Genomic DNA, 19,678 nt, shown 5'->3' with positions numbered 1-19,678 from the left:
GGGGAGATGTAAATGAACCGATTTGATGGAATCATCCGCAAGAAGACGGATCAGCCGGGCGTGGAAGAAGCTTATCTGCCTGTTCGGTATTTAACGAGCCACTGCGCGAACTTGATCGAATTGGATCAAGGGGACTTGCTATGCGTGTGGTTCTCGGGGAGCGCCGAAGGCAATCCCGATACCAATATCATCATGTCGCGGCTGCCGCTGGGCGCTGCCGGGTGGACCGAGCCTGTTGAATTATCCTGCGACCCGGATCGGTCCGAGCAGAATCCCGTTCTCTTTCAACAACCGAATGGAGAGTTATGGCTGATGCACACCTCCAATGAGCCGCATAATCAAAAGACATCCAGAGTCGTGCGGCGAATTTCTGCCGATCGCGGCCATACGTGGTCGGATCCGGAGATCATGTTCGACGGTCCAGGTTTCTTTCTGAGACATCCTGTCGTCATTATGGACAATGGCAACTGGCTGCTGCCAGCTTATTATTGCAAGGAAGAGGATGAATACGCCGTCGTATTTATTAGCGGGGATCAGGGAAGCACTTGGACGGAACATCCGATACCGGAGGTGTCCCGACGCGTCCAAATGAGCGTCGTATCTTTGCAGGATGGCAGTCTGTACGCGATGTTCCGCAGCCGCGATTCCGATCGGATCTATACAAGCCGTTCGCATGATTATGGCGAGACCTGGACAGCGCCGGAACGGAGCGAGCTTCCGAACAATAATTCATCCATGCAGGTCGTGCGATTAATCAATAATCATCTTGCGCTTATTTATAACCCGGCAAGCCTTGAAAATAATAATTTCCGCTGGTACGAAAAAAACGGTCAGACGCTTAAGAAGGCGCTGCGAACTCCCTTAACGATCGCCATATCCCAGGACGAAGGGGAGACCTGGCCTCGCAAGCTCGATCTGCAAGTCGCAGATCAAGAATATTGGGAAAACGAGATCGGTTATTCTTATCCATCGATTCTGCAGAGCAGGGATGGAGCGATCCATGTGGCGTTTACGTATTTGCGTAAAGGGATCAAATACTATAAGCTGGATGAGGGAATTATTCGATAAGACGAGCTGTGCTTCTATGATAATCAACTGGAGGGTCTCATGAGATATCCCAATTATATGTATCGAATACTTGTGATTGCTTTATTGATTGGCATCATTCCGGTTATTATCGTGGGCTTCGTCTCGTATTGGATCGCTTCGAAGGATATTGAGGATAGAGTGAAACAATCCAATATTCAAATCCTGAAGCAAGACCAGCTGAGAGTGGAACAAATGATTATGAATCTGGAGGCTTCCGCATTGCAATATGCGGGGTCTTCTTTGGTTCTTGAAGCGATAAGAGGAGAAATTTCGCACAAGGATTACAGACAGATTTGGGATCTGTCCAAAGGGCTGTATACTCTTCAAGCGAACGATGGCATTAAGGAAGTTTATCTGATCCACTTTAAGGACAATTGGATTATTCGCAACAACGGTTTTTACGAGCTTAACCAATTCGAACATGCCGAGCAATTAAAAAATGCGGCCGCGCAAAATCCGAAGAAGATGTTCTGGGTGTTCGCCGATAATCCGCTATCGTCAGATACGGTGAATTTAATCGTCAAGCTTCCTTTATACCTGAATTCCAATAATGCCGATGGCATACTTGTCATTGAGATGTTCAGGAATGATTTATTCCGCTCTCTCTTCGAAGATCAACCCGGACACGCGATCGTGCTTGATGCCGAATATGAGCCTATTGTTGCCGGGCCCGGGCAATTGGCGGTGGATGCCGATGAACTTCGGCCTTTATTAGACACGGCAAATGGATTTGTCGGAGCCAGGATGAACGGTCAGGACTGGGGCATTGCTTATATCCGGTCGTCGTACAACGACTTGATCTATATGTCGTTCGAATCCATGACGGAGATCAAAAAGCAAACAAGTAAGATTACGGATATTACGATCATCACTTGTCTTTCCTTGTTCCTGCTCGTGGCGGTGTTTTCTTATTATGGAAGCCGAAGATTGTATTCTCCCATCAAACGATTATTCGAATACTTGGGCGGCGAACAATATAGCGATGCCAAAGACAAAAGTCATAACGAGTTTAGCGTCATAGAAGAACGATTTAAAACGATGTTTCATTCGGAGAAAAAGCTGCAGCTGCAGGTCAAAGAGCAATTTCCGCGAATGAGAGAGCTTCTGGTGCTGCAATTGTTTATGGATCATTATTCGCCGGAAGACTGGCTGTACAAATGCAGGATGCTGGGCTTCTCCGTTCAATGGAAGTATTATGCGGTTATCGTGCTGCAGATTGACACGTTAACGGATACCAAATATAAAGCAACCGACCGCGACTTGCTGCTATACGCAATTAATAATATTGCGGAAGATATTATACAGGACACGAACTGGTTTAAGCCGATATTGCTGGATCAATCCCAAGTCAGCATTGTCTATTGCGACAAGCCGACGCTAGAGGAAGCCAACGCTTATTTTTATGACATTGCCAAGCAATTAAAAGCCAATGTCGCCCAGTATTTGAACGTGCAGGTCAGCATAGGCATAAGCAATACGTTCGATCTCATAACGGATGCCAAACGCGCCTATAAGGAAGGATTGCAAGCGATTCAGAGCCGATTCGTGCTGGGCAACGATATTATTTTGCACTATGACGATCTGCGTTACAACCTGGAATTCGACAATAAGGCTTATATCGAACTGAAGGCTTTGGAAAATCAAGTGCTGCAAGCCTTTAAACCTCCCGATCAGCCGCGAGTGGAGGAAACCTTCCAGAAATATCTGGAGGCGATCACGCACAAACAAATTGGCTTCAAAGAATATCAAATTCTGATGAGGCAATTGTTATCGAAAATATATGAACTCATTCAAGAGCACGGCGTTCCGATTACCGAGGTGTTTGATTCTTCCGTTATTCAGGACGAATGGAAGCAGCTTAATCAAACGGAGGAGATCCGCAAGTGGTTCGGGGAATTCGTGTTCGCGCCGGTTATTACGTTTCTGCTTAATCGCGAGCAATCCAAATTCGCCAATGTAGCGGGCGAGATGCTAAAGATCGTGCGCGATCACTATGACCGGGATCTATCGCTGGAAATGTGCGGAGATCTGCTCAACTACCATCCCGTCTACTTAAGCCGCGTGTTCAAAAAGCAAATAGGCATGAACTTTACGGAATACGTCGCCCAGTTCCGAATGGATCAAGCCAAGATTTGGCTTGAGCAAACGGATATGATGGTATCGGAAATCGCCGAGAAATTATCCTACAACAATACGACGGCGTTTATCCGAACCTTCCGAAAAGTCGTTGGCGAAACACCGGGCAAATATCGAACCGAGCACAAGAAAAACGAATGATTAAAAATCGGGACCAAATAGATAAGAATCTCTTGCGCCAGCAGCCATTGCGGACGCAAGAGATTTTTTTTGTCCAATTCCGGCTGAAGTTGAATGGAGCATATTGCATATTGAATGCGGTACGAATGGGGCTAATCACGCAAAGAGTTGAAAACGGGAGATTGAATGTTACTCTAACCCTGCAATAATTAGCCTTATCAAACAGCCGCTATCGATCGGCTCAACCATCAACCACTGGAGGACCGCTATGAATGTGAACCCATTAAGAAAACCGAATGATATCCTTCGCGAGTTGTATAAGAATAGCTGGTTGTATCTCATGCTGATTCCCGGTCTCGTATACTTCCTTATTTTTAAGTACTGGCCGATGTGGGGATTAGTGATGTCCTTTCAGAACTTCAAGCCGCATCTGGGCATCAGCGGCAGCGAATGGGTGGGACTGGAGCATTTTATCCGCCTGTTCTCCGAGCCGCAGTTTTTTAAGTTATTCCGCAATACAGCCGTTCTAGCCTTATATAATATCTGTTTCTTCTTTCCGATCCCGATCGTTCTGGCGTTAATGCTAAATGAGGTCCGCGTGGAGTTGTTCAAACGCTCGATCCAAACGGTCATCTACATTCCCCATTTTGTTTCCTGGGTGGTCATCGTGGGGATCAGTTATATGTTTCTTACGACGGAAGGCGGCATTATCAACGATTTGATTGCCCACTTCGGCTTCGAGAAAATTCCCTTTCTGCTAAGCGAAGAATGGTTTAGAACGCTGATCACGGGGCAGACCATCTGGAAGGAAGCGGGCTGGGGAACGATTATTTATTTGGCGGCCTTGTCCGGCATCGATATGCAGCTCTATGAAGCAGCCAAGATGGATGGCGCGAATCGCTGGAGGCAGATGTGGCATATTACGCTCCCCGGGATCCGCGGTACGATCATCATCTTGTTTATATTGAAGATGGGCGATTTTCTGGATGTCAGCTTCGAGCAGGTTTTCCTGGTGCTCAACACGATGAACAGGGAAGTTGGAGAAGTGTTCGACACTTATGTATACACCAAGGGGCTGACGCAAGCGCAATATAGCTACAGCGCGGCAGTAGGGGTGTTCAAATCCGTATTTGCCTTGGTGCTGGTGCTGGGTACGAACTGGCTGGCCAAGAAAGCCGGAGAAGAAGGTATTTATTAAATGATAGGAAAGGCGTGATCACCATGAAAGATCGTTCTTGGGGCAATCGATTATTCGATAGCGCGAACTACTTGCTGTTGACAATAGTCGCATTAGTCATGATTTTACCCTTTATTTACGTCATAGCCGTTTCCTTTGCGACACCCGAAGAGATTGCGCAACGCGGCTTTATCCTGTTCCCTACGCAATTCTCGCTTTCGGCGTATGCCTATATTTTTTCGACGGACACCTTGCTGCGCAGCTTGGGGACATCGATCTATATTACGCTCATGGGCACCTTTATTAATTTGTTTTTTACATCCATGATGGCCTATCCGCTGGCCAAGCGGCATCTGCGCGGCAGAGAGAAGATATTGCTTCTCGTTCTATTTACGATGCTGTTTAACGGCGGCATGATTCCTACTTACTTTGTGGTGAAGGATGTAGGTTTAATTGACTCCTTATGGGCATTAATGATTCCGGGGGCCATAAGCGCCTTTAACTTGATTATTATGAAAAACTTTTTCCAGCAGGTCCCTTACGAGCTTGAGGAATCCGCCAAGATCGATGGATGCAATGATCTCGGCATCTTGTTCCGTATCGTTATTCCCTTGTCGCTTCCGGCGATGGCAACCATAGGTTTGTTTTATGCGGTAACCCATTGGAACACGTTCTTTAATGCGATCTTGTACATTAACGACTCTAGCAAGTGGCCGCTTCAAGTTCTGCTGAGAGATATTGTCATGTTGGCCAATGACCGGTTCGGCGATCAGTCGGCGGTGGAACGTTCCGATTTCCACCCGATCACGATCAGGATGGCGGTTATCGTATTCGCTACGGTTCCCATCCTGCTGGTTTACCCTTTCTTGATGAAACACTTTGCCAAAGGCGCAATGATGGGTTCGGTTAAGGGATAATCCTCTTTGACATTTCAAAGCGGGATATCTTTTAATAAATACAAAGGAAAAAATGGAGGTCTTATCTTGAAAAAGTTAACGGTGTTGCTCTGTACGGTGCTGACTGCTTCCAGCGTATTGGCTGCTTGTGGCTCGAACGACAATTCGACAGTCAACAATGCGCCTGATTCGGGAGGGAACAAGGCGAAATCGGACAAACCATTCCACATTACAATGGTTGCCGAGCAATCGACGCAAATCCCGAAGGAAGACAATGAGATTGAAACGAAGCTTCAAGAATACACCGGCGTCGATTTTTCGATGCAGTGGATTCCCGGCTCCGCTTATGACGACAAGATCAACGTCATGATCGCCTCACAAGATCTGCCTGAAATAATGACGATCAAATACTCTCCCAATTACATCAGTTATATGAAAGAAGGATTGTTCTGGGAGGTAGGTCCGCTTATCAAGGATTATCCGAATCTGGCGGAGGTCAGCCCGCTTCATTACGAAAATGTGTCTGTGGACGGCAAAGTATACGGCGTGCCGCTATTCCGTTCGCTCGCCAGATCGGGAGTCACGTTCCGCAAAGACTGGCTGGAGAAATTAAATCTGGAATTGCCGGTCACATTGGACGATTGGTATAACGTGGTCAAGGCTATGGGCGAAGGGGATCCGGACGGCAATGGCAAGAAGGACTCTTACGGTATTATGCTGGACAAAATTTTCGCCGATGGACCTTCCTCTGTCGTAAATCTGCTCGCGGTCAGCCAAGGAGCGCCTAATCAATGGGGAGTCGAAGACGGCAAAATTGTTCCGAGCTTCTATTCCCAGACCTACTTTGACGTATTGACCTTATTCCGCAAATTGTACAGCGAGAACTTGATCAATCAGGATTTTGCGGTTATCGACGACTCAAGCGCGGGCACCACTTGGGATGCCGGCAAGCTCGGCATTAAGGTGGGGACGGCCGGTATTGCGGTTGCGCTGCAAGGAACGGTAGCCAAAACCGTTCCAACCGCTGTCGTTGACGTAGAACCTCTCCAGGGCGCGGATGGCAAGCGGGCGCCTGCCGAAATGGGCAATAACGGATTGCTGGTATTCCCGAAATCCAGCGTGAAGACGGAAGAAGATTTAAAGAAAATTTTAGGATTCTTGGATAAACTGCTGGACGAGCCTATGGCGACTCTTCTCCAATACGGCATTGAAGGAAAACACTGGAAAAACACGGATGGCAAAGCGACCGTGATTGATGAAGACCTGTTCCGCTTGGAAGGCAAGCCGTATCGCGACAGACTGCTGGCGATTAACCCGGGAGGGAAGTCGATTCCGAAGGATATGTCCGACTTGGAAAGAAAAACATTAGACATTACCGTAGATAACTTAAACTATGCTGTCGGAAACCCGGCGGTATCGCTCTCCTCGGAAACCTATTCCCAGAAAGGGGCGGAGCTCAACATTATTATGCTTGACGCCCAAGTCAAATATATTATGGGCAATATTGACGAAGAAGGCTGGAAGAAAGAGATCGCGAATTGGGAAAAAGCCGGCGGTTTAAAAATCATTGAGGAATATACCGAACAATATAATCTGATTAAAGAATAGGTTTGCGATGGACCGGGAGCAGGTGTTCACACCTCCCCGGTTCATTTTCACACAAGGACCCGGAGGTGCTGCCGATGTACATGATCAGTTATTTTAAAAATGCGGATGAGAGTCTGTATCTCGCCGAAAGCAAGGACGGATACACTTGGAAGGAACGAAATGACGGCAAACCTGTGTTTGCATCCAGCGTAGGAACAAAAAACATTCGCGACCCTTTCCTCTATCAGGATAAGGGCGGGCTCTTCCATCTAGTCTGGACGGACGGTTGGGGAAGCAGGAGCATTGGCTACGCTTGTTCGAGCAATCTGACGGATTGGAGCGACGAGAAGCTGATTCCCGTTATGGAGCATATGCCGGTTACGCAGAACGCGTGGGCGCCCGAAATTTATTATGACGCCGCTCAGGCGGCGAATCGCATTGTATGGTCGTCCACCGTGGAGGAAGGTCCGCGGAATCATCGTATCTGGTCTGTAACGACGACGGATTTTAATACCTTCTCGGATGCGAAGCTGTTTTTTGATCCCGGTTATAACGTAATTGACGCTAACGTTACGGATTTGGGCGATTGTTACTTCATGTTGTATAAGGACGAGCGGCATTATGATGACGAAGGGGCGGCGTGCAAGGCGATTCGATCCTGTTATCTGGATAAGGGAGAGTCTGATCGACCTAATGTACGGGACATCTCGGAGCTGTTAACCTTCCATATGACGGAAGGCCCCACTCTCTATAACGTAGATCGCGATGGCAAACGGGAATGGATCATGCTTGTCGACCGTTTCCGAGCGGATATCTATGATGCTTATCGTTCTTACGACCTGCGGGATTGGGAGCTGATCAACGACCGCATGGAGCTGCCCTCTGCGGTTAAGCACGCTACGGTGATTAAGGTCGATGAGGAAACGGAGCTGGGGGTGCGGGGGTGAAAATCGCGATCATTGCAGATGATTTGACGGGGGCTAATGACAGCGGCGCGCAGTTAGTTCGAGCGGGATTGAGAACTTCAGTGATGATAGGCGAGCGGCGAAAGCAAAGCGACGAACATGACGCTATCGTATTCGATACCGACAGCAGGGCGGTCAGCGGGGCTGAAGCCTATAGGCGCGTAAAGGCGGTGGCCGAGTCGATCGCGCAAGACGGAGCCCGGGACATCTACAAGAAGATGGATTCGACGATGAGGGGCAATATTGGCGCAGAGCTTGACGCGATGTATGATGTATGCGCGCCGGATTTTGTCATTATTGCGCCCGGCTTTCCCAGGAACGGACGTCAAGTCATAGACGGATATCATTATCTGAACGGCGTGCCGCTGCATAAATCCGAAGCGGCCAACGATCCCAAGACACCCGTGACGGAATCCTTCCTCCCCCGTTTGCTTGCGCAACAAACCGATAGGCCGATCGCTTTTGTCGCTTATGCGGAAATTCGGCGCGGCTTCGATGAAGTGAAACGTAAGCTGGATCAATTTAAAGCCGATGGAATCCCCTATCTGATCTTTGATTCGGAGGATGAAACCGATTTGGAGGCTATTGTCCGGATCGTACAGGCTACCGAATACCGCGTCGTATGGGCCGGATCGGCGGGACTGGTATCCTACATGCCGCTGCACGGCGGAGCAAAGACAAGTGCCCCGATTATGACGACGGAGCGGGATAAAAACTCTGATCGGACGGCGCCCGTTCTTCTTGCGATCGGCAGCGCGAGCTCCGAGTCGCGCAAGCAAGTGGCATTCGTGCTTCAGCAGCCCGATGTTATCGGCGTTATGGTCCGATGCGATCGTCTCGTCTCGACGCCGGACGACTGTCGGGACGAGATTGAACGCGTTTGCGCATTGGCCTCCACAGGTCTCGCCGGCGGAGCTCACGTCGCGTTGTACTGCGCATCCGGTCTCGATGATGTGGCTAGAGCGCAAGAGATGGGCCGCTCCCACGGGTGGAGCCCGTCGGAGGTCAGTCACCGGATTGCGGTTATTATGGGACAAATGGCTAGCAGATTGTTAGACAAGCAAGCAGTAGCGGGGATCGTGCTTACAGGGGGAGATATCGCAAAGCAGGTCATCACGCAGCTGGGCGCCAGCGAACTGACCTTGATCGGAGAGGTCGAGACCGGCGTGCCGATCGGCAGATTAACAGGCGGCAAAAACATAAGCGCCGTCACCAAGGCGGGAAGCTTCGGTTCCGAGAGGGTGCTATGGGCATCCATAAATTCACTTCAGATGAGGGTAGGCCAATGAAACCTTGTATAGGGATTACGATGGGCGATTGTGCGGGAGTAGGACCGGAAATCATTGTAAAGGCGCTGCAAGCTCCCGAGCTCTATAAAAGTTGTCGACCGGTTGTGATAGGCGATGCCAAAATGTTAAAACGCGCTGCGGAGCTGGAGAATTCAGAGGTCGTTATACATGCCGTGACGAGCATGGAGGATTGTCGTTTCCTGCCAGGCGAGATCGACTGTATCGATCTGGATTTATTGCCGGCGGATCTCCCTTTCGGCCAAGTGTCGGCGCAAGCGGGGGACGCGGCTTATCAATATATTGCAAGGGCGATTACGATGGCGCAAAATCATGAAATCGACGCGATCTGCACAGCGCCGCTCAATAAAGAGGCGCTTCATAAAGGCGGCCATCTCTATCCCGGGCATACGGAGATATTGGCGCATTTGACCGATACGGAGGATTACTCCATGATGCTTACCACGCCGAAGCTGAGGGTGATTCACCTCACGACGCATGTGGGATTAATCAAAGCGATCGAGATGATTAATCCGGAGCGCACTTATACCGTCATCAAGCTGGCTCACGATACATTGGTAAGGGCCGGATATCCCCGTCCGACGATCGCCGTATGCGGGATCAATCCTCATGCGGGCGAAAATGGCTTATTCGGCAATGGAGAAGAAGAGGAGAAGCTGCTGCCGGGCATACAGAGGGCGCAGGCCGAAGGGATCGCGGCAACGGGACCCCATCCGGCGGATACGTTATTCTACCTGGCGGCGCGAGGCGATTACGACATGGTGGTCGCCTGCTATCACGACCAAGGACATGCCCCGATCAAAGTGTTGGGGATCGAAGAGGGAGTCAACATTACGGTCGGACTAAAGGGCGGCATTATTCGCACCTCCGTCGATCATGGCACGGCATTTGATATAGCGGGATCCAACAGGGCCGACGAAAGAAGCATGATTGCGGCGATTCGCGCAGCCGTCGAGCTGGCGCCAAAAGAAAATCAGGGGAAGTGAGAGTACGGTGAGCAGTCAAGTAAAAGATACGCGCGTTCAAAGATGGGATCTATTCGAATTGGAGCTGACCGGATTGGAGGTTGGCAACCCTTATCTGGATGTCCAGGTTCAAGCGGTGTTCCGTTTTAATCAGCGGAGTGTCAAGGTAGACGGTTTTTATGATGGCGGAAGTTCGTATCGCGTGCGGTTTATGCCGGATGCGGCTGGAGAATGGACGTATGAGACGCAGAGCGACCAGGCGGAGCTGGATGGCGTCGCCGGGACATTTACATGCGTAGAGCCCGAAGCGAATAACCATGGTCCTGTTCGTATTCGCAACGATATTCAATTTGCTTATGAAGACGGAACGCCGTATTACCCGTTTGGCACGACTTGTTACGCTTGGACTCATCAGGATGAAGCTTTGCAGGAGCAGACGTTGAGAACGCTGGAAGAGTCGCCTTTTAATAAAATTCGGATGTGCGTGTTCCCGAAAAACTACAGCTTCAACTTTGATGAGCCTGAACATTTTCCTTTCGAGGGATCAGCAGCTTCCGGTTTTGATTTCACGCGGTTTAACCCTGCTTTTTTTGCGAATCTGGAAGCGCGATTAATGGGATTGCGGAAGCTCGGGATCGAGGCCGATCTGATCTTGTTCCATCCGTATGACAAAGGGCGTTGGGGCTTCGACCGGCTGGATGCCCGAACGGAAGAGTTTTATCTGCGCTACCTCATCGCCAGGCTGGGCGCGTTCCGCCATGTATGGTGGTCGCTGGCCAACGAATACGACTTCATGGCAGAGAAGGCCATGCCGGACTGGGATCGCTTGCTCCGTTATGTACAGGACCATGATCCGTACGTCCATCTCCGTTCTATTCATAATGGGACAAAGATGTATGATCATGCCAGCGTCAAGATGTACGATCATGCCAAGCCATGGGTGACGCACTGCAGCATCCAGCATTGGGATGTGACGATGGCGTCGATATGGCGAGACCAATACAAGAAGCCGATTGTCATCGATGAGATTTGCTACGAGGGCAATATTCCGCAGCGATGGGGCAATATCTCCGGAGAAGAGATGACGCGGAGATTCTGGGACGGGGTAACCCGCGGCGCTTATGTAACGCATGGGGAAACCTTCGTGCATCCGCAGGATGAGATATGGTGGGCAAAGGGAGGGCGCTTGTACGGAGAGAGCGCCGAGCGCATCGCATTCTTGCGTGAGCTGATCGAGGCGGCGCCAGCAGCGTGCAGGCCGATTCCCGAGGTTCGGGATGTGCCTGCGTTCGGCGTGCCCGGGCATTATTATTTGCATTATTACGGAATTCACCAGCCGCTCTATCGAATCGTCGACTTGCCGGAGGGCGAAACATTCCGGGCGGAAATTATCGATACATGGAATATGGAGATTACGCCGATCGATCAGCCGTTGTCCGGAACTTGCCGGGTGGATATGCCAGGGAAGCCGTATATCGCGCTTCGCATCGTTCGAATCGAAAAAGTATAGTCAGTAACGCGGCCAAAGGCGCAGTTCCTCTTGTTATGGAGGAGGCTGCGCCTTTTTGGTCTTAATGGTAAGCAGCTGTAAGTATAGGAAAGCCATAAGTTTTCTCCCAACTCAGCTTGATCCCTAATACCGCATCAGATAAATCGTATACATATCGGAAAATAGTATGCACATCATAGTATGCACATTGGAAAATCGTACGTCTCATCGAAGAATCGTATGCACATCGGAAAATCGTACGCGCATCGGATAATAGAGGGAAAAGCTCCCTCTAATCTGGACAAATCAGGCTGTGGGCTCGACATAGTGGGAAAAGTTCCCACTAATCGGTGGGGTTATGCGCGAATGCATCAGTTCGAGGTGGATTAGAGGTAGGATTTCCCTCTAAAACGCAAGCATGGGCCGAGACGCGGACATTAGAGGGCGTTTATCCACTAGCGTTGCATTAATGCTTCCACACTCACGTTGTAACACTACAACGTGCTGATTTTCACAAAGTTTTATGTTACCTGCAATTAAAAGACAGCTCCACCTAAGCGTAGGCTACCTTTCCAAAAAAAATTACCTATTTCTTTTCTTTGGCTGTTGTACTCGCACACCAGGCGTTTCCGTGGCTTCTCGCAGCTTAGGTGGACCCGTCTTTCGTTTGGTTACCTTACAGGCTTTTGGGATTCTGTGTACTTCTGTCAGAAAGGCCGACCACCTCTTCGTCGCATACAAGCGAATGAGTCGGAGAATATCCCATGTTGAATGCGTCGTATGGAGCTCACGTTTAACCAGATACGATAATCCGTATCCGACCAATGCGAGATAAATATGATTCCACACCGCATCCGGTTGATAGCTGTAGAGTTTGGCGAACTTCAGATGCTGCTTCAGCCATTTAAAGAACAGTTCAATTAGCCAGCGATTGCGATAGACGTCCATCAGTTCTTCTGCAGGTAGGTCATGTCTGGTTGTTGCGATCCGATAAAACCGGCCTTGATCATCGTAGAACTCAATGAGGCGTAGTGGTGTTCTCATTTTAGTTTTAGGCTGGTTACCGAGGATAACCACGGCATCGCGAACGATGGTAGAGCGTTCACCCGTGGACGGTCTTTCGCTTTGAACCTCGGCGTAGTGATGATTCGCAAGCCGAATGACGAAATCGATTTTGTTCGTCACCCATTTCTCCATCCTGACATAACAAACGTAACCGCGATCCATGACATAAAGCACGTTGGGATCGACCACAACAAGATCATCCGACCCTGAAAAGTCGCTTATGTTGCCCGTGGAGGGCACGATATGGTCAGGATACGCGGTATGCTCATCGATAAACACCAAGCGAGTATGAACCTTTACACTGTTTTGTTTCTCCGTCACATACGCCCAATCGCCTAAGACAGGAGGCATGCGAAGGCTTGTGGAATCGACGATAGCCAACACGGGCTTCTTTCCCTTTAAAGAAGGTTTGATCGGCTTTCGAAGGGCATGCACCACGGCAGCAAACAAAGCTTGTGTAATCTCGACGGGCAGGCTATTCATGCGACGTGAAAGCTGAGACTTGCTGATGCTTTTCACTTGAAACTCAGCCTGAAACCCTTCATCCGAGCGAATAGCGCTTTCTATGGTACGAAGGGAGTCCCAGTTCAGCAATTGCCCGGTGATAAAAAGTTTGAGCAGCTGAACCGTTTTGAACTGTTTCCGGTAATCCAGAAAAGGGGCAACAAAATCTTGCAAAGGTAAAAGAGAAAGGCATTGACGAACGACCTGTTTATCCGATACACTCATTACGGCTACTCCTTTGTATTGGGTGTATGGATCGGTATCCTACCTCATTACAATGGAGTTTTTTTCATGCTTTGTCCATGAAAAAGGAACACAAAATTACAAAATTAGTTACTTTTAGAAAATTTATTTGCAGTGTAAGCTTTGATGCAACGCTAGTGGCGTTTATCCCTTTATTCGGAAGAAGGTGAGGGGGATTGAACGAACGCCACCGATTTGAGCTACGCTTTTGACCTTTTTTGGCGTTAAAGCCAGCTTTTAAACGCGGTCGCTCATCACTGAGAGACTTTGGGTAAAGGATTTCACATAAGTGCGAAACAGGCGATATCGAAACGAAATTATCGGATATAAGGGCTTGGCTTGCATAGGAAAACACAGCAGCAGCTTAAGAAACGACATGTTGCAGGAGACGATCGGGGTGTATGATGTTCACGAAAGCCGGAACGGTGCCGCTTAGCAGCAGCGAACGATAAGCGAGGGAGGAAGGACAGGATGACGAGTCGGACGGAAGAAGAGAAAATGGCTTTCTACGATAGAGTGATGGGCATGGAGGTGTTCGATACGCATTCGCATTTGGTCGGCGAAACGCTTGGTGCGCGCAGCTTCTGGGAAATCGCCCATTACTTTTGGCTGAACCGGGAGATGCAGGCAGGCGGTTATCCCGCCCATGCGGAAGAGCTGCCCGAGGAGGAACGGATCGACGCCTTCGTGGCCGCATACCGAGCAACGAGAAGCACGCTGATGAACATCGCCTTTACGGAAATCATGCGGAGCTTGTACGGCGTGACGATTCGCGACGCGGCATCCGTCAAGGCGGCGATCAAAGCGGTGGAAGCGAGACAAGGCGATGAGGGCTGGGCGCAGAAAACAGCCGACCGGATCGGCGCGAAGCGGTTTGTCGTTAACCGGCCGGAGCACGCGGAATTCAGGCATATGCGATATCCCGCGGTACTGGTTCCCCGAATTGACGGCGCGCTTGGGCAATGGCAGAAAACGATCGCTGCCTCACAAGATCCCGCGGGATTGTTCGAGCAAGCGGCCGGGGAAATTCGGCATAACCTCGATGCTTACAAGGCTTCTGGCTGCCCTGGCATCATGACCACGCTGCCCGCATACGCCGCGAGCGCCAATCACCGTTACACGATTGGACCCGACAGCGGCAGCGACGAAATTTTAATGGAGCTGCTGCACGAAGTGTGTGCCGGAGCCGAGCGGAATGGCTTGTTCGTCCAGCTGTTCCTGGGCGTCGAGCGCTCCTGGTGCGGGGAAGCTGTGCCTTCGAATGATACGCAGCGGATTCTGAAGCTGTCGGCTTTGTTCGACACCTATCGCTGCGCGTTCGAGCTTGTGCTTGCTGCAGAGCTCAATAATCTGGACGCGGTGCAAGCCGCTTGGAACTTCCCGAACGTCAGCGTCGGGGGGATGTGGTGGTTTAATTTCCGCGGGAGCACATATCGGGACAGCATGCAGTATCGGTTAGAGGCGCTTCCGGCCAGTCAAAGCTCTATCGTCGTATCGGACGCGCGCAATATGGAGTGGTGCTTCGGCAAGATCTGGATCATTAAACGGCTTACCGCAGAGTTTTTATGGGAGCGGCTTGCGGCTGGCTGGATCGACGAGGAGACTGCGCTGCATACGGCGGAGGAGTGGCTGTACCGGAGCGCCGCCCGGAGATACGGCTGCGAGACCGTGCCGACGCCGTAAGCGGATTCGGAGGAGAGGAAAGGAGAGACGCGATTGAAAGCGATACTGGTCGGGCTCGGGAGCGCGGGATTCAGCTGGTATAAGCGGTTGAGGGATCAAGGCATGCTGCTCGCCGTCGTGGAGGCCGACCCCGCCATGAAGGAGAAGATGGAGGATGATCCGTTTCCGTTCTATACCTCGCTGGAGGATGCTCTCGATCGAGAGAAGGCGGATTTTCTGGTTAATGTTACGTCTCCCGCCGCGCATACCCCCGTCAATTTAGCGGCTTTCGACAAGGGACTTCCCGTACTGTGCGAGAAGCCGATCTCGTTCCGATACGAGGAGTCGTTGGCTGTAGTGGCCAGAGCGGAGAAGGACGGCATTCCGTTTATGATCGCGGAAAACTACAGACATTTCCCCAGCGTGCGCAAGCTCAAGGAAATGCTGGGTCAAGGAACGATCGGAGACGTATCGTCGGTCGACGTCAAGTTCGCGCGCTACCATCGGGTCCAGCGCAAATACCCGGTTTCGGTGCTGGACGATATCGGCGTCCATCATATGGACATGCTCCGGTACTTCACCGGCCGCGAAGGCAAAGCCGTTCAGGCAAGGCTGTTCGCGCCGATCGGAGCATGGCAGGAAGAGGGAGCTGTCATCGCGGCGAACGCCATTATCGAAATGGCGGGAGGCATCGCTGCGAATTACTCCGCAACGATCGCATCGAGAGGCCCCATGACGCCATGGTACGGCGATTGGCGGATTGAGGGAGAACGTGGGGCGCTTTTGCTTGAAAATGGCATCATTACGATCTATCGCGATGGCGAAACAGAGCAGATTCGGGAATTTCCTTCCATTCCGACAAGCGATCCGCTGACCGAGTTTCTGGCCTCATTAAGAGATGGCAGGGAGTCGGAGACGAGCGCCACCGATTATTTGAAGACGCAGGCTCTGGTTTATTATACGAATGTCGCGGCCGGCACGGGGCAGCGCACGCGAATAGAGCCGGACAGGGGACAGGGGAAGGATCTCCAGGGCTTCATATCTGCGACGGATCAAGGACAACCTCGGAACAATAGGTAAAGGTGGAACGCAAATGCTGAAGCTTCGGCTAAACGAATTGAGGGATACGAAAACCGGGCATATTCTCGGGGACCTTCTGCCTGGCGATTACTTATGCGCCGGTGGCCTCGCCTTCGCCAAGCCCGGCGATAGAAGTCATTCGAACGAGGGACCCGGAGGCACGGATTTGCACACGCATGCGGATCGGGAAGCGTTCATCATTCTGCAAGGGCGCGGCGTTATGGAGGTGAACGGCGAGGAACACCCCGTCACGACCGGGGACATCTTGGTCATCGAACCGGGCGAGGACCATCATCTCCGCTCCAGCCAAGAGGATCCCGTCGTGACGCTCTGGTGTCATGCCGGCTCAGACCGGCATCAGAACCAACGTAAACCTGTCTGATCAGGAGCTGGAACAATCAATAAATCAAAAAATCTGAATGTAAGAACGGAGTTGACACGGCATGCAATACAGAAGGCTGGGCAACAGCGGCCTGAAAGTGAGCGAGATCTCGCTCGGCAGTTGGCTTACGGTCGGAGCGGCGTCCGATTCCGGACTTCCGGAGAGGATTATCGACCGCGCATACGGTCTTGGCATCAATCTGTTCGATACGGCGAACGTTTATCATCTTGGAGAAGCGGAACGCATCGTCGGGCGGGCATTGGCCAAATACGAACGAAGCTCTTACGTTCTTGCGACCAAGGTTTGCGTGCCGATGGGAGACGGTCCCAATGACCGAGGCTTGTCCCGCAAGCATATCCGCGAGCAGTGCGACTTAAGCTTGAAGCGGCTTGGAGTCGATTACATCGATTTGTACCAGTGCCATCGGTACGATCCGGACACGCCGCTCGACGAAACGCTGCGGGCTCTCGACGATCTGGTAAAAGCGGGCAAAGTGTTGTATACGGGCGTCAGCATGTGGAAGCCGGCGCAAATCGTAGATGCGGTACGGACGGGCTCGGAACTGAATCTGAACCGCATCGTCTCCAGCCAGCCGCAATATCATATGCTCCTGCGGGAACCGGAACAGGAGTTGATTCCGCTGTGCGAGCGGGAAGGCGTAGGCCAAATCGTGTTTTCGCCACTGGCGCAAGGCGCGCTTACGGGCAAATATGAGCCGGGCCGCCAGCTTCCGCCAAGCTCGCGGGCGGTCGACCCGAAGCAGAACGGAGCCATTTCCCGTTGGATCAGCGAAGATAATCTGAAGCGGGTGCAGAGGCTGAAGCCGATCGCGGATCAAACCGGCTTGTCGCTGGCGCAGCTGGCATTGGCCTGGATTTTGCGGCTCCCGTCCGTTGCCAGCTGCATTGTCGGCGCTTCCCGGCCGGAGCAGATCGAACATAACGCGCGAGCCTCCGGCATCAAGCTTGACGCAGCTACGCTGAATGCCATTGATTCGGCGCTGGATTTAGAAGACTAGAGAAGGAGGAGTGAGCAAAATGCCGGGACATCCCCCCGCTGCCGCATCGCAGCTGTCCAAACGAACTTCCGCGGCCCGCATGAGATGGACGCAGTTCCGCAAATACAAGGTGCTTTACTTGATATCGATTCCGGGGTTGTTGTATTTTATCGTATTCAAATACATTCCTTTGCTTGGATCGGCGATGGCGTTCCAGGAATACAACATATTCAAAGGATTTTCGGGCAGCCCATGGGTAGGGCTGGAGCATTTTCAACGCATGTTTGAATACAGCGAGTTTTTGCGAATTTTGAAAAATACGATTTTGATCGGCGCCTACGATATCCTGTTTGCTTTTCCCGTGCCGATCATTTTGGCCATATTGCTCAATGAGATGAGACTGGTTTTGTTTAAGCGAGTGCTTCAAACCGTCGTTTATATGCCGCATTTTTTATCATGGGTCATCATTGGCGGCATTGCAATCGGCATTTTGTCCCCGTCGACGGGGCTGGTCAACAACATGGTCGAAGCGCTGGGCCTTGATTCCGTTTATTTTCTTGGAGAAGAGTCCTATATTCGAAGCATTCTCGTGGGAGCGGGAGTATGGAAGGACAGCGGCTGGGGCACAATCGTCTACCTTGCGGCTCTTGCCGGCATTAATCCCGAGCTGTACGAGGCAGCGCGCATAGACGGCGCAAACCGTTGGAAGCAGATCACGGCGATTACCGTTCCGGCGATATTGCCGACGGTCGTTATTATGTTTTTGCTTCATATCGGCAATTTTCTCGATTTCGGTTTTGAACGGGTATTCGTGTTCCTTAATCCGCTTAACGAAAATAACGGCGACATTCTGGATACGTATATTTACCGCGTCGGCTTGATTCAGCAGCAATACAGCTATACGACCGCAATCGGATTGTTTAAATCCGTGGTAGGCCTCGGTCTGATCATGCTCGGCAACGCGCTGAGCAAGAAAGCGACTGGCAGCGGTCTTTATTAGTCCAACGAACAACGAACAAAGGAGGGATGCGGCATGCAGCCATCAAAGAAGCTTCGTCACTTTCAATTATTCGACGTCTTCAACTATCTATTTATGACTCTGCTTGGAGTTCTTATGATCTTTCCGATTTTGCACGTGTTGGCCAAATCGCTGAGCAGCGAAGTTGCAATCAATACCGGCCGCGTAACGCTGTTCCCGGTCCATCTGACCTTTGATAACTATCTGGTCATTCTAAACGATCCGTCGATATTGCGGGCGTTCGGCGTCAGCGTGCTCGTTACGGTCGTGGGCACCTTGATCAACCTGATCGCAACAGCATCGCTCGCCTATCCGCTGTCCAGACAGGAGTATCAGGGACGCAAGCCTATTCTGATGCTCATTCTCGTTACCTTCATTTTCTCGGCGCCGCTTATTCCGAACTTTTTGCTGATCAAAAATCTGCATTTGCTGGATACGCTGTGGGCGCTCATGATTCCGGGAGCGATCAGCGCCTACAATTTGTTTATTATGAGATCCTTTTATATGGGTTTGCCTAATGAATTAATCGACTGCGCCCGAACGGACGGAGCTTCCGAGCTCAGAATTATATGGAGCGTTGTGCTTCCGCTGTCCAAGCCGGTGATGGCGACGATGGGTTTGTTTTATGCCGTCACGCATTGGAATTCCTATTCGCAGGCGCTCTACTTCATCAACTCTCGTACTCTGTATCCGCTGCAGCTTCGGCTTCAGGAAATCGTGATGAACAATACGATGGGAGAGGCGGGAGCGCTTATAGAGGAATTGTCCAATGTGTCGCCAAGCGGCGTGCAAATGTCCGTCATTATCGTATCCGTCCTGCCAATCATGCTTGTATATCCGTTTTTGCAAAAATATTTTGTAAAAGGAATGCTGATTGGATCTATAAAATCGTAATCCCGTAAAAAAACACATATTAACAGTAATAATACCATACCCATTATATTTTATATTTGGTATTTTGTAGTTGTAATCGTATTCAAATAAAAGGAGATGAAG

Annotated in this window: 16 protein-coding genes; 15 read left to right on the top strand and 1 reads right to left on the bottom strand. The window is 50.8% G+C overall.

The window, feature by feature from the left end:
• The first annotated feature begins 12 nt into the window (after window positions 1-12).
• The 9 genes from H7F31_RS25140 (at window position 13) to H7F31_RS25100 (ending at window position 11,752) form a co-directional block, all read left to right on the top strand.
• Window positions 13-1,068, top strand: coding sequence for a sialidase family protein (locus H7F31_RS25140; protein WP_187101026.1), 1,056 nt, complete (start codon window positions 13-15; stop codon window positions 1,066-1,068).
• Between the two features lie 39 nt (window positions 1,069-1,107).
• The gene (locus tag H7F31_RS25135; RefSeq protein WP_187101025.1) at window positions 1,108-3,366 is read left to right on the top strand and encodes a helix-turn-helix domain-containing protein; all 2,259 of its coding nucleotides are present in this window, start codon (window positions 1,108-1,110) and stop codon (window positions 3,364-3,366) included.
• Between the two features lie 247 nt (window positions 3,367-3,613).
• A complete protein-coding gene (locus H7F31_RS25130) occupies window positions 3,614-4,543 on the top strand; it encodes an ABC transporter permease (protein ID WP_187101024.1) in 930 nt (309 codons plus the stop codon).
• Between the two features lie 23 nt (window positions 4,544-4,566).
• Window positions 4,567-5,439, top strand: a complete 873-nt coding sequence (locus H7F31_RS25125) for a carbohydrate ABC transporter permease (protein WP_187101023.1) — start codon at window positions 4,567-4,569, stop codon at window positions 5,437-5,439.
• A 66-nt stretch (window positions 5,440-5,505) separates the two neighbouring features.
• Entirely contained in the window at window positions 5,506-7,026 is a 1,521-nt protein-coding gene (locus tag H7F31_RS25120) for an extracellular solute-binding protein (RefSeq protein ID WP_187101022.1), read from the top strand.
• 74 nt (window positions 7,027-7,100) lie between these two features.
• Window positions 7,101-7,952: a glycoside hydrolase family 43 protein gene (locus tag H7F31_RS25115; RefSeq protein WP_187101021.1), complete on the top strand. Its 852-nt coding sequence runs from the start codon at window positions 7,101-7,103 to the stop codon at window positions 7,950-7,952.
• Entirely contained in the window at window positions 7,949-9,259 is a 1,311-nt protein-coding gene (locus H7F31_RS25110) for a four-carbon acid sugar kinase family protein (protein WP_187101020.1), read from the top strand. Before H7F31_RS25115 ends, H7F31_RS25110 begins: the two co-directional genes overlap by 4 nt.
• Window positions 9,256-10,263, top strand: a complete 1,008-nt coding sequence (gene pdxA / locus H7F31_RS25105) for a 4-hydroxythreonine-4-phosphate dehydrogenase PdxA (RefSeq protein WP_187101019.1) — start codon at window positions 9,256-9,258, stop codon at window positions 10,261-10,263. The genes H7F31_RS25110 and pdxA overlap by 4 nt, the downstream gene beginning before the upstream one ends.
• A gap of 7 nt (window positions 10,264-10,270) precedes the next feature.
• Window positions 10,271-11,752: a DUF5605 domain-containing protein gene (locus H7F31_RS25100; RefSeq protein ID WP_187101018.1), complete on the top strand. Its 1,482-nt coding sequence runs from the start codon at window positions 10,271-10,273 to the stop codon at window positions 11,750-11,752.
• Window positions 11,753-12,313: 561 nt separating this feature from the next.
• Here the strand turns inward: H7F31_RS25100 and H7F31_RS25095 are convergent.
• A complete protein-coding gene (locus tag H7F31_RS25095) occupies window positions 12,314-13,525 on the bottom strand; it encodes an IS4 family transposase (protein WP_187101017.1) in 1,212 nt (403 codons plus the stop codon).
• A 489-nt stretch (window positions 13,526-14,014) separates the two neighbouring features.
• Here H7F31_RS25095 and H7F31_RS25090 point away from each other — a divergent pair, with 489 nt between their 5' ends.
• The 6 genes from H7F31_RS25090 (at window position 14,015) to H7F31_RS25065 (ending at window position 19,576) form a co-directional block, all read left to right on the top strand.
• The gene (locus tag H7F31_RS25090; RefSeq protein WP_187101016.1) at window positions 14,015-15,226 is read left to right on the top strand and encodes a glucuronate isomerase; all 1,212 of its coding nucleotides are present in this window, start codon (window positions 14,015-14,017) and stop codon (window positions 15,224-15,226) included.
• 33 nt (window positions 15,227-15,259) lie between these two features.
• Complete coding sequence (locus tag H7F31_RS25085; protein WP_187101015.1) at window positions 15,260-16,285, top strand: Gfo/Idh/MocA family protein; 1,026 nt, start codon at window positions 15,260-15,262, stop codon at window positions 16,283-16,285.
• A 13-nt stretch (window positions 16,286-16,298) separates the two neighbouring features.
• Window positions 16,299-16,667 (top strand): cupin domain-containing protein, encoded by a 369-nt coding sequence (locus tag H7F31_RS25080; RefSeq protein ID WP_187101014.1) that lies wholly within the window; start codon window positions 16,299-16,301, stop codon window positions 16,665-16,667.
• A 61-nt stretch (window positions 16,668-16,728) separates the two neighbouring features.
• Entirely contained in the window at window positions 16,729-17,685 is a 957-nt protein-coding gene (locus H7F31_RS25075) for an aldo/keto reductase family protein (RefSeq protein ID WP_187101013.1), read from the top strand.
• Between the two features lie 79 nt (window positions 17,686-17,764).
• On the top strand, window positions 17,765-18,664 hold the full coding sequence (locus H7F31_RS25070; RefSeq protein ID WP_261800554.1) for an ABC transporter permease: 900 nt from the start codon (window positions 17,765-17,767) through the stop codon (window positions 18,662-18,664).
• Window positions 18,665-18,697: 33 nt separating this feature from the next.
• Complete coding sequence (locus H7F31_RS25065) at window positions 18,698-19,576, top strand: carbohydrate ABC transporter permease (RefSeq protein ID WP_187101011.1); 879 nt, start codon at window positions 18,698-18,700, stop codon at window positions 19,574-19,576.
• The last annotated feature ends 102 nt before the right edge of the window (window positions 19,577-19,678 follow it).

The organism is Paenibacillus sp. PAMC21692 (genome assembly GCF_014303795.1).
In the GTDB taxonomy this organism is placed as follows: Bacteria; Bacillota; Bacilli; order Paenibacillales; family Paenibacillaceae; genus Pristimantibacillus; species Pristimantibacillus agaridevorans.
Note: the sequence above shows the minus strand (reverse complement) of the source record. Positions and strands in the feature narration are given on the sequence as shown.